The organism is Serratia sp. Res13-Sevr-LER1-36-b (assembly GCF_015673035.1).
Lineage (GTDB): Bacteria > Pseudomonadota > Gammaproteobacteria > Enterobacterales > Enterobacteriaceae > Chania > Chania fonticola_C.
The window spans coordinates 1-10171 of record NZ_JADACK010000015.1 but is presented as its reverse complement, the minus strand read 5'-3'; the positions used below and the strand labels follow the sequence as shown (position 1 = coordinate 10171).

The 10171-nt window shown below is 53.5% G+C and carries 13 protein-coding genes; 7 read left to right on the top strand and 6 right to left on the bottom strand.

All coding sequences use genetic code 11. The annotated features are described in order from the left end of the window. Window positions 1-128: 128 nt before the first annotated feature. Together zntR and IMQ33_RS09415 are read left to right on the top strand one after the other, a co-directional pair. A complete protein-coding gene (gene zntR / locus IMQ33_RS09420) occupies window positions 129-560 on the top strand; it encodes a Zn(2+)-responsive transcriptional regulator (protein WP_039996322.1) in 432 nt (143 codons plus the stop codon). A gap of 80 nt (window positions 561-640) precedes the next feature. After that, entirely contained in the window at window positions 641-847 is a 207-nt protein-coding gene (locus IMQ33_RS09415; RefSeq protein WP_021808122.1) for an alternative ribosome-rescue factor A, read from the top strand. Window positions 848-898: 51 nt separating this feature from the next. On the opposite strand, the gene mscL is transcribed toward IMQ33_RS09415, so the two are convergent. From mscL to def, 5 genes are all read right to left on the bottom strand, one after another. Further along, window positions 899-1315: a large-conductance mechanosensitive channel protein MscL gene (mscL, locus tag IMQ33_RS09410; protein WP_021808121.1), complete on the bottom strand. Its 417-nt coding sequence runs from the start codon at window positions 1313-1315 to the stop codon at window positions 899-901. A 139-nt stretch (window positions 1316-1454) separates the two neighbouring features. Continuing rightward, window positions 1455-2831 (bottom strand): Trk system potassium transporter TrkA, encoded by a 1377-nt coding sequence (trkA, locus tag IMQ33_RS09405; RefSeq protein ID WP_021182211.1) that lies wholly within the window; start codon window positions 2829-2831, stop codon window positions 1455-1457. A gap of 70 nt (window positions 2832-2901) precedes the next feature. Beyond that, entirely contained in the window at window positions 2902-4191 is a 1290-nt protein-coding gene (gene rsmB / locus IMQ33_RS09400) for a 16S rRNA (cytosine(967)-C(5))-methyltransferase RsmB (RefSeq protein WP_196061958.1), read from the bottom strand. A 72-nt stretch (window positions 4192-4263) separates the two neighbouring features. After that, entirely contained in the window at window positions 4264-5208 is a 945-nt protein-coding gene (gene fmt / locus IMQ33_RS09395; protein ID WP_196061957.1) for a methionyl-tRNA formyltransferase, read from the bottom strand. Between the two features lie 17 nt (window positions 5209-5225). Next, window positions 5226-5735: a peptide deformylase gene (gene def, locus IMQ33_RS09390; protein ID WP_024485624.1), complete on the bottom strand. Its 510-nt coding sequence runs from the start codon at window positions 5733-5735 to the stop codon at window positions 5226-5228. Window positions 5736-5867: 132 nt separating this feature from the next. Between def and dprA the strand changes: the two genes are divergently transcribed. From dprA to aroE, 5 genes are read left to right on the top strand one after another with little or no spacing between them, the layout of a single operon-like run. Next, complete coding sequence (gene dprA / locus IMQ33_RS09385) at window positions 5868-6989, top strand: DNA-protecting protein DprA (protein ID WP_196061956.1); 1122 nt, start codon at window positions 5868-5870, stop codon at window positions 6987-6989. Then, the gene (locus tag IMQ33_RS09380; protein WP_021182206.1) at window positions 6961-7434 is read left to right on the top strand and encodes a DUF494 family protein; all 474 of its coding nucleotides are present in this window, start codon (window positions 6961-6963) and stop codon (window positions 7432-7434) included. The genes dprA and IMQ33_RS09380 overlap by 29 nt, the downstream gene beginning before the upstream one ends. A 25-nt stretch (window positions 7435-7459) precedes the next feature. Then, a complete protein-coding gene (locus IMQ33_RS09375) occupies window positions 7460-8005 on the top strand; it encodes a type I DNA topoisomerase (protein WP_024531126.1) in 546 nt (181 codons plus the stop codon). Window positions 8006-8012: 7 nt separating this feature from the next. Beyond that, a complete protein-coding gene (gene tsaC / locus IMQ33_RS09370; RefSeq protein ID WP_024531125.1) occupies window positions 8013-8582 on the top strand; it encodes an L-threonylcarbamoyladenylate synthase type 1 TsaC in 570 nt (189 codons plus the stop codon). 11 nt (window positions 8583-8593) lie between these two features. Further along, the gene (gene aroE, locus IMQ33_RS09365) at window positions 8594-9412 is read left to right on the top strand and encodes a shikimate dehydrogenase (RefSeq protein ID WP_024531124.1); all 819 of its coding nucleotides are present in this window, start codon (window positions 8594-8596) and stop codon (window positions 9410-9412) included. A 34-nt stretch (window positions 9413-9446) separates the two neighbouring features. On the opposite strand, the gene IMQ33_RS09360 is transcribed toward aroE, so the two are convergent. Then, window positions 9447-9989, bottom strand: a complete 543-nt coding sequence (locus IMQ33_RS09360; RefSeq protein WP_021808115.1) for a gamma carbonic anhydrase family protein — start codon at window positions 9987-9989, stop codon at window positions 9447-9449. Window positions 9990-10171 lie beyond the last annotated feature (182 nt).

The following is a 10171-nucleotide window of genomic DNA, read 5'->3' as shown; positions in this document are numbered from 1 at the left end:
GGGCTTGCCCGGTTTTTTTACGTCTGTAGCTAGCCAAATGTGCTTTCCCTCCCGGCAATGCTTAAGATCCTTCCCCACATCCGCTATGCTCAGGCTATCAGTGATAAGTGCAACATGGAGAGGTCATGATGTTCAAAATTGGGCAATTAGCCAAGTTGGCTGACGTAACGCCAGATACGGTGCGCTATTACGAGAAGCAAGGCATGATGGATCACCACGTTCGTACCGAAGGCGGCTATAGGCTGTATAGCGATCAGGACTTACAGCGCCTGCGTTTTATCCGCTATGCCAAGCAGCTGGGCTTCACGCTGGAAACCATCGCCGAGTTGCTGTCGATCCGCGTAGATCCAGAGCATCATACCTGCGAAGAGTCGAAGTCTATCGTTGATGCGCGGCTGCATGAGGTTGAAAGCAAACTGACCGAGTTAACCAGAATGCGTGAGTCGCTGAAAAGGCTCAGCGATGCCTGCTGTGGTAGTGAGCACACTAGCAACTATTGCTCGATTCTGGAGGCTTTGGAGCAAGGAGCCAGCGAAGAGAAAGCCAAAAGTGCGGTTTAACGGCGTATGGGGCTTTAATTTTTATCTGGCCAGCAGTATTATCGGCGCGTTTATTATCACCAACCAACAGGAAGACCATGATGACCCAATATCGTCATACCAAAGGCAAGATCCAGGACAATGCCATTGAGGCGTTGCTACACGATCCTCTTTTCCGCCAACGGGTAGAGAAGAACAGTAAAGGGAAAGGCAGCTACCGGCGTAAAGACAAACACGCAAAAGGCGGTAACTGGGAGGCCAGTGGTAAATTGCCCAACGACAATTTACCACTGGCCTTCTGGTTTTAAGCCACAAAAAAGCCATCTCGTAAGATGGCTTTTAGCGTTATAAGCGGTGAATTACAGCTTAGGCTGTTGTTGCTGGCTCAGCAGATCGCGGATTTCTGTCAGCAGCTTCTCTTCGGCCGTTGGCGCAGGCGGTGCGGCTGGCTCTTCAACTTCTTTACGGCGCATTTTGTTCATTAACTTGATGGCCATAAAGATCGCAAAGGCGACGATCACGAAATCAAAGATATTCTGCAGGAAAGAGCCATAGTTCATCACTACTGCTGGGACATTGTCTTTGGCTTCACGCAGTACCAGATGGAACTGTTTGAAATCAACGCCACCTATCAGCAACCCCAAAGGTGGCATGATGATGTCGGCAACCAGAGAAGAAACGATTTTACCGAATGCCGCACCAATGATCACACCCACTGCCAGATCGACCACGTTGCCACGCATGGCAAATTCGCGGAACTCTTTTAACATACCCATCAGAACACCCCTCAAAAAATTAGTAACGCAATTTTAACAAAGCAATTCCCCTTTGACACAATCAGTATAGGAAAATTTTTTGTTTTTCCTAATTCTCGACTTGGGACGTGTCAAAAAATCATTCGCATGATTTAAGTATCTATAAGAAGAACGGGCTTGGTTGGAACAGGCGCTCAACGTCTGGTACAAATTTCTTATCGGTAATAAACATGATCACGTGGTCGCCTTGCTGGATCCGGCTGTTGCCGTTGGCAATGATCACATCATCGCCACGCACTATCGCGCCAATGGTGGTACCTGGTGGCAGTTTAATCTCTTCGACCATACGGCCTACGACCTTGGAGGTGCTTTCATCGCCATGGGCAATCGCTTCAATGGCTTCGGCAACGCCGCGACGCAGCGAGGAGACGCTGACAATATCGGCTTTACGCACGTGGCCTAGCAGCGCGGAGATGGTGGCCTGCTGCGGCGAAATTGCGATATCAATCACGCTGCCCTGGACCAGATCGACATAGGCACGGCGCTGGATCAAGACCATCACCTTTTTGGCTCCCATGCGTTTGGCCAGCATGGCAGACATGATATTGGCTTCGTCATCGTTGGTGATGGCTATAAACACGTCTACCTGCTCGACATGTTCTTCGGCCAGCAGCTCCTGATCGGAGGCATCGCCGTAAAACACGATGGTATCGTGCAGTTGCTCTGCCAGTTCGGCGGCACGTTGCTGGTTTTTCTCAATCAGCTTCACGTTGTACGATTTTTCCAACCGATGCGCCAGTCCGGCACCCACGTTACCACCGCCGACGATCATGATGCGTTTGTAGGGCTTTTCGAGCCGCTGCAGCTCACTCATTACCGCGCGGATATGCTGTGATGCGGCAACGAAGAACACCTCATCACCAGCTTCGATAATAGTAGAGCCTTGTGGGCGGATCGGGCGGTCATGACGGAAAATTGCCGCCACGCGAGTATCGATATGTGGCATATGCTCACGCATGGCAGACAGAGCATTTCCCACCAGTGGGCCGCCATAATAGGCCTTCACAGCGGCGATGCTGACCTTGCCGTCGGCAAAGTTCACCACCTGCAAGGCGCCAGGGTATTCGATCAGCTTGTAGATGTAATCGATAACCAACTGCTCCGGCGAGATCAGGTGGTCGATGGGTACCGCCTCCGGATGGAATAGCTTCTCGGACTCACGGATATAATCCGGCGCCCGGATCCGTGCAATACGATTCGGGGTGTTAAACAGCGTATAAGCGATCTGACAGGCGACCATATTGGTTTCGTCAGAGTTGGTGACGGCAACCAGCATATCGGCATCTTCGGCACCGGCTTCGCGTAATACGCGTGGATGGGAACCGTGCCCCTGGACGACGCGCAGGTCAAACTTGTCTTGCAACTGGCGTAGGCGCCCGGTGTCGGTATCGACCACGGTGATATCGTTATTTTCACCCACCAGGTTTTCAGCCAGTGTTCCGCCAACTTGCCCTGCACCAAGAATAATTATTTTCATCGATTTCTCTGCTCGATCTGCGACGGCCGTGGCCGAAAGGTGAGAATGCCCGCAGGCGCTCCCTGAACAGTTATATTTTAATCAGCTTAGCGTAAAAGAAACCATCGCCATCCTCAGGATGAGGCAGATTCTGTTTACCTGGTGATTGCGTGTCGCCGGTTTCAACCAGCTTGGCATCGCCGTGACGTTGCAGGAACGCGGCTATCTGCTCGCTATTTTCCTGCGGCAGAATAGAGCAGGTTGCATAAACCATTACGCCGCCGGGTTTCAGGCGTGGCCAGATAGCTTCCAGAATTTCACTCTGTAAAGCGGCCAGTTCGGCGATATCGCTGTCACGACGTAGCCATTTGATATCCGGGTGGCGGCGAATAACACCGGTGGCGGAGCAAGGGGCATCCAACAGGATACGGTCGAACTGTTGGTCACCGCACCACTCTTGCGGGGTACGGCCATCACCCTGGCGAACTTCTGCATGTTGGCGCAGGCGCTGCAGGTTTTCTTTCACCCGGCTTAAACGCTGTTCGTCGATATCCACGGCAAGAACGTGAGCTTTGGGAGCGGCCTCCAGAATATGGGTCGTTTTGCCGCCGGGGGCTGCACAAAGATCGAGGATCTGTTCACCGTCTTGCGGATCCAACAGATCAACGCAACCTTGAGCGGAGGCGTCTTGTACCGTTACCCAGCCCTCGGAGAAACCGGGCAAGTCCGTTACTGGGCACGGAGCCAGCAAGCGAACTGCGTCGCGGTACTCCGCATGAGGCTCGGCGGTAATGCCGGCCTGCTGCATAAGCTTCAGATAATCTTCACGGGTATGGTGCAGACGATTGACGCGCAGCCACATTGGCGGCTTCTGATTATTGGCATCAACGATCTGCTCCCACTGTGCCGGATAAGCCAGTTTGATGCGTTTAAGCAACCAGCTAGGGTGCAGATAGCGGCTTTCGTTATTGGCTGCACGTGCCAGCAGTTCTTCTTGCTGGCGTTGGAACTGGCGCAGTACGCCGTTAATCAGTCCTTTCAGCTGTGGGCGCTTCAAGGCGACCGCGCCTTCAACCGTTTCGGCTAATACCGCGTGCGGTGGAATACGGGTATACAGCAACTGATACAGCCCAACCATCAGCAAATAGTGAAGTGGCCGCTGTTTTCCAGTCATGGGCTTTGCCATCAACTGCTGGATGCACCATTCGAGCTGCGGCAGCACCCGCAGCGTACCAAAACAGAGTTCCTGCAATAGCCCACGGTCTTTGTCAGAAATATTCTTTTGTAATGTGGGCAAAATGGTGCTGAGCGACTGCCCTTGATCCAGTACCTGGCCGATGGCCTTGGCAGCAATGCTTCGGAGATTGTAATTGTTTTTCATAGGCTAAGGCGGATTACGATCGGCATTAAGAAACGAACAGCCCGGCAACAATAGCCGGGCAGTGGGAGTGGCTTATAACCGGTTGCCCGGCGTGAACCATTCGCGGCGAGAATTCAGTAAATCTTGTGCCGACATCGGTTTTTTACCGGCAGGCTGGAGCTGCGTGAGGTTGAGAATACCTTGCGCGGTAGCCACCTGAATGCCGTGCTTGTCGGCGTGCACGATAGTACCCGGTTCTGCGTTGGCGGTTTCCGCCAGCACGGTTGCCTGCCAGACTTTCACCGGTTGATCGTCGATGGTGAAATAGCTGATTGGCCAAGGGTTAAAAGCACGAATACAGCGTTCCAACTGTTCGGCGGAAAGGCTCCAGTCCAGGCGTGCCTCTTCTTTGCTCAGCTTTTCTGCGTAGGTCACCAGCGCTTCGTCTTGAACTTCGCGCTTCACCGTACCCGCCGCCAATTGCTGCAAAGTGATCAGCAGCCCTTGTGGCCCCAGTTCTGCCAGCTTGTTGTAAAGGCTGGCACTGGTATCGCTGGCTTCGATCGGGCATGCGATCTTATGCATCATGTCGCCGGTATCGAGACCCACGTCCATTTGCATGATGGTTACGCCAGTTTTGCCATCGCCAGCCCATAAAGCGCGTTGGATCGGTGCCGCACCGCGCCAGCGTGGTAGCAGAGAGCCATGTACGTTGATGCAGCCCAGGCGCGGCATATCCAGCACGGCTTTTGGCAGGATCAGCCCATAGGCAACCACCACCATCACGTCCGCATTCAGGTCGGCAACCAGGTGCTGATTCTCTTGCGGGCGCAGTGACTTAGGTTGGAAAACGGGGATTTGATGCTGTTCGGCCAGCACCTTGACCGGGCTTGGCGTCAATTTGTTACCGCGGCCTGCGGGGCGATCGGGCTGGGTGAAGACGCCGACCACCTGGTGCCCAGATGACAACAGCGCGTCTAGGTGACGCGCTGCAAAGTCTGGGGTTCCGGCAAAAATAATCCGTAAAGAGTCAGACACGTTGATTTCCTGATCGGTTAGGCGCGAGCTTCAAGCTTGGCCATTTTTTCCAGTTTCTGACGGATACGTTGGCGTTTCAACGGCGACAGGTAATCGACAAACAGTTTGCCAACCAGATGATCCATTTCGTGCTGGATACAGATTGCCAGCAAGTCATCGGCCTCAAGCTCAAAAGGTTGTCCTTCACGATTGAGGGCGCGGATCTTCACTTTCTCTGCGCGTGGCACCAGGGCGCGTTGCTCAGGGATAGAAAGGCAGCCTTCTTCGATACCGGTTTCACCGCTTTTTTCCAGCAGTTCCGGGTTGATCAACACCAGGCGTTGATCGCGGTTTTCAGAAACGTCGATGACGATAATGCGCTGATGAATATCAACTTGTGTCGCAGCCAGGCCAATGCCTTCCTCTGCGTACATGGTTTCAAACATATCATCCACGATGCGCTGGACATCTGCATTGACTTCTTTTACCGGGGCCGCAATTTTGCGTAGCCGCTCGTCTGGGAAATGTAATACCTGCAAGACTGACATATATCTTAAGATCTGTATCCGAGTGATGAACAGTGATTAGCTTCTATTCTAGACATTTCTTGGCCTGATTGACAGCATCCCAGACCAATTGCACGAATTGGTAATCCCCTAATTACAGCGAGGGAATGCTCCATGGGGCCAGAAGAAATCGCTCTACGTATGCATGCGGTGACAAAGATCGACGCACTGCAAGCCAGCCAGATTATCGATCGCCTGATTGCTGAAGGCGGCGATCCTTATCGGTTGCTTAAGCCTCTGGGGCTGAATGACCAGCAGCAAAAGCAGTTTCGGCGTGGGCATGGGCAGTATCTAAAGGCAACGCTCAAGTGGCTGGAGCAGCCGGGCAATCAGATGGTGCGGTACGGTGAGCCAGCGTTTCCCGAACTCTTGGCGCATATCGATGACGTGCCGTTATTACTGATGGTGCAGGGGGCTGTAAAGGCTTTGCAACAGCCGCAAATCGCCATGGTGGGTAGCCGCCAGTTCAGCCACTATGGCGAACAGTGGGGCAGTTACTTTGCCAGCGGTTTGGTGCATTGCGGTTTCGCCATCACCAGCGGCCTGGCGATTGGCATTGACGGGATCTGTCACCGTGCAACCTTGGAGGCCGAAGGGGTCACCATTGCGGTATTGGGCAGCGGCCTGGCAAATATCTACCCACGCCGCCATCGCCGGCTGGCCGAGCAAATCATTGAGCAGGGCGGAGCGGTGATTTCCGAACATCTGGCTACCGATTTGCCGCTGGCGGCTCATTTCCCACGTCGCAACCGTATTATCAGTGGGTTAAGTGCGGGCGTGGTGGTCATAGAGGCTTCACTGCGTAGCGGGTCGCTGATCACTGCGCGTTACGCGTTGGAACAGGGGCGCGAAGTGTTTGCCCTGCCGGGGGCATTGGGTAACCCGATGAGCGAGGGATCTCATTGGTTGATCCAGCAGGGAGCCAGCCTGGTCACCGGCCCAAAAGATATCGCAGAACAACTGGGAAGTGGGTTGCAATGGCTGTCCGTGAACGAAAATACAACTATTTCTGCATCAGAGGCCGAAGTTGAATTGCCATTTGCCGATGTGTTGGCTAACGTAGGAGATGAGGTGACACCTGTTGACGTCGTCGCTGAACGTGCCGGCCAACCTGTGCCAGAGGTGGTAATCAAATTACTCGATCTGGAGTTAGCAGGTTGGATCGCAGCTGTACCCGGCGGCTATGTCCGAATAAGGAGGGCATGCCATGTTCGACGTACTCATGTATTTGTTTGAAACCTATATCCATAATGAGCCAGAGATGCACGTTGATCAGGATACCTTGACCGACGATCTTACCGAAGCAGGATTTGATCGTGATGATATCTTCAACGCGTTGAATTGGCTCGAAAAGCTTGCAGACCTCCAGGAAGGCGAGAATGCCCCTTATTTTATGGATGCCGATCCGCTGGCTATGCGGATCTACACCGAAGAAGAGAGCGTGCGTTTAGATGCCGGTTGCCGTGGTTTTCTCCTGTTCCTAGAACAGATCCAGGTATTGAACCTCGAAACCCGTGAAATGGTTATCGATCGTGTTATGGCTTTGGATAATACGGAATTTGATCTCGAAGATCTGAAATGGGTAGTGCTGATGGTGTTGTTCAATATCCCCGGATATGAGAGCGCCTATCAGCAGATGGAAGAACTGTTATTTGAAGTAAACGAAGGTTACCTGCACTGAGTAGGTAACAGGCATAGAAGACGTTATGACAAAACCAGCGATTTTTGCCGCGAGGCAAAATGAACCCTGTCCGGAATGCGGGGCCGAGTTGGTGATCCGCAGTGGTCGCCACGGCCCCTTTCTCGGCTGTTCTCAATATCCGCAGTGCGAATATATCCGGCCTTTGAAAGCGCAGGCGGATGGCCATATTGTCAAAGTGCTTGAGGGCCAGCAATGCCCGAAATGCCAGGCAACGCTGGTGTTACGCCAGGGGCGTTATGGCATGTTTATCGGTTGCAGCCACTATCCCGACTGCGATCATACCGAAGTGATCGACAAACCGGATGAAACCAGCATCGCCTGCCCTCAGTGTGGCCAAGGCCAACTGCTGCAGCGCAAATCTCGCTTTGGCAAGGTGTTCCATTCTTGCGATCGTTATCCAGAATGTCAGTTTGTGCTTAATTTTAAACCCGTCGCCGGTGAGTGTGCTTACTGCCACTATCCATTACTGATGGAAAAGCGCACGGCAAAAGGCCCAACGCTTTGCTGCGCCAGTAAACTGTGCGGAAAACCCGTCGCTATCTCAGAATAATCAAGCTATGAACCCAGAACAAACTTCCTCATTCGCGCCCATTATTGCCGCGCTGGAAAACCAGCAGGTGATTGCCTATCCAACAGAAGCGGTATTCGGTCTGGGGTGTGACCCTGATAGCGAACAGGCCGTCAAACAGCTGTTGGCCTTGAAACAACGCCCGTGGGAAAAAGGCCTGATCCTGATCGCTGCCGATTATGCCCAGCTAGCGCCTTATATTGATGATGGCGTATTGAATGAGCAGCAGCGTGCCGCGATCTTTGCCAGTTGGCCTGGCCCGGTAACCTGGGTGATCCCGGCAAAACCGCAAACGCCAGCCTTGCTGACCGGTCGTTTTAATTCGTTGGCCGTGCGCGTCAGCGATCATCCTCTGGTGCAACAGCTGTGCCGCCAGTTCGGCAAGCCGCTGGTGTCAACCAGTGCCAACTTAAGCGGTGAGGAGCCGTGCCGCACCGTGGCTGAAGTGCAGCAGCAGTTTGGTGATGCTTTCCCGGTGCTGGTAGGTAACGTGGGTGGCCGGTTAAACCCTTCTGAAATCAGAGATGCTTTGACCGGTGAGCTGATCCGTCAGGGCTAGAGGCTAGATCTATGGAGAAGTTCGCGGTATTCGGTAACCCGATTGCTCACAGCAAGTCCCCCCGTATCCACGCGCTGTTTGCGCAACAGACCGGGATCGAACACCCCTACGGCACCGTGCTGGCTCCGTTGGACGGTTTTGTACCTACCTTGCAACGGTTTATTGCTGCTGGTGGCCAAGGGGCCAACGTCACCGTCCCTTTTAAAGAATGTGCCTATGAGGCAGCAAGCGAACTTAGCGAAAGGGCGGCAATGGCCGGTGCGGTGAATACGCTAAAGGTTTTGCCCGATGGAAAGCTGCTGGGGGATAACACTGACGGTATCGGTTTGCTGTCTGATCTTGAACGCCAGCAGTTGATTCGGCCAGATGACCGCGTGTTGCTGGTTGGGGCGGGTGGGGCAGCGCGTGGTGTGATCCTGCCGCTGCTCTCTTTTGGCTGTGAAGTGGTGTTGACTAACCGCACCTTCAGCCGCGCTGAGGAGTTGGCTGCGGCGTTCCGCCATCTGGGGGAGATCGCCGCCTTGCCGCTGGATCGGCTGGATCAACAGCATTTTGATTTAGTGATCAACGCGACAGCATCAGGATTCAAGGGGGAGATCCCCGCACTGCCTGACAGCATTATCCACAGCACGACACGGTGCTATGACATGTTCTACCAACAGGGCGGCACCCCATTCCTGGCTTGGGCGCAGCAGTTGGGGGCGCAACATTATGCGGACGGTTTAGGCATGCTGGTGGGGCAGGCTGCCCATGCTTTCTTTTTATGGCATGGTGTGATGCCGGAGATTGAACCGGTATTGCAGCAATTACGTCAGGAAATGGCAGTGTGATGGTTGCCCCGCTCTGGCAAGCAGGGCGGGGCAGTCAGATATCTTCACTGAGGTATTCGTCTTTCCAACGTACATAGTTATTGGCCGAATAGCGTAACCCTTCCAGTTCTGCCGGAGTCAAGGCTCTAACCCGGCGCGCAGGGCTGCCTACATATAAGTAGCCACTTTCCAGATGCTTGCCGGGGGCTACCAGGCTACCTGCACCAATCATCACATCATCTTCTATTACGGCACCGTCGAGCAGAATGGAGCCCATTCCCACCAAAACGCGATTACCGATGGTACAGCCATGCAGCATGGCTTTATGCCCAACGGTGACATCCTCGCCGATCAGTAAAGGGTAACCCGCCGGATTATAATCGGATTGATGGGTGACATGCAGAATGCTGCCATCCTGGATATTACTGCGTGCGCCGATCTTTACCGCGTTGACATCGCCGCGGATGGCAACCAAGGGCCAAACGCTGACGTCATCAGCCAGATCAACGTTGCCGATCACTACGCTGGAAGGATCGATCATGACGCGTTGGCCAATTTGAGGGGAGTAATGAAGATAAGGACGCACTGAATTGGACATGGGATTGCCTCGTATAAGGATCTTATTACCGGCAATACTAGACTTTGACGGTGGAATTACAACCAGTCAACACGGGGGATCGTCGGTAAAATGGCCTTGATCGGGCAAGATCCGCGCGAAAGGGCGGAAAAGTGCGCAGTCGGTAAGAAAAGATCTAAAAAGGGGTTGTGGAAAAAAATGGG

Coding starts and splice junctions, on each gene's coding strand:
- zntR (WP_039996322.1), top strand. CDS start 129: ATGTTCAAAATTGGGCAATTAGCCAAGTTGGCTGACGTAACGCCAGAT.
- IMQ33_RS09415 (WP_021808122.1), top strand. CDS start 641: ATGACCCAATATCGTCATACCAAAGGCAAGATCCAGGACAATGCCATT.
- mscL (WP_021808121.1), bottom strand. CDS start 1,315: ATGGGTATGTTAAAAGAGTTCCGCGAATTTGCCATGCGTGGCAACGTG.
- trkA (WP_021182211.1), bottom strand. CDS start 2,831: ATGAAAATAATTATTCTTGGTGCAGGGCAAGTTGGCGGAACACTGGCT.
- rsmB (WP_196061958.1), bottom strand. CDS start 4,191: ATGAAAAACAATTACAATCTCCGAAGCATTGCTGCCAAGGCCATCGGC.
- def (WP_024485624.1), bottom strand. CDS start 5,735: ATGTCAGTCTTGCAGGTATTACATTTCCCAGACGAGCGGCTACGCAAA.
- dprA (WP_196061956.1), top strand. CDS start 5,868: ATGGGGCCAGAAGAAATCGCTCTACGTATGCATGCGGTGACAAAGATC.
- IMQ33_RS09380 (WP_021182206.1), top strand. CDS start 6,961: ATGTTCGACGTACTCATGTATTTGTTTGAAACCTATATCCATAATGAG.
- IMQ33_RS09375 (WP_024531126.1), top strand. CDS start 7,460: ATGACAAAACCAGCGATTTTTGCCGCGAGGCAAAATGAACCCTGTCCG.
- tsaC (WP_024531125.1), top strand. CDS start 8,013: ATGAACCCAGAACAAACTTCCTCATTCGCGCCCATTATTGCCGCGCTG.
- aroE (WP_024531124.1), top strand. CDS start 8,594: ATGGAGAAGTTCGCGGTATTCGGTAACCCGATTGCTCACAGCAAGTCC.
- IMQ33_RS09360 (WP_021808115.1), bottom strand. CDS start 9,989: ATGTCCAATTCAGTGCGTCCTTATCTTCATTACTCCCCTCAAATTGGC.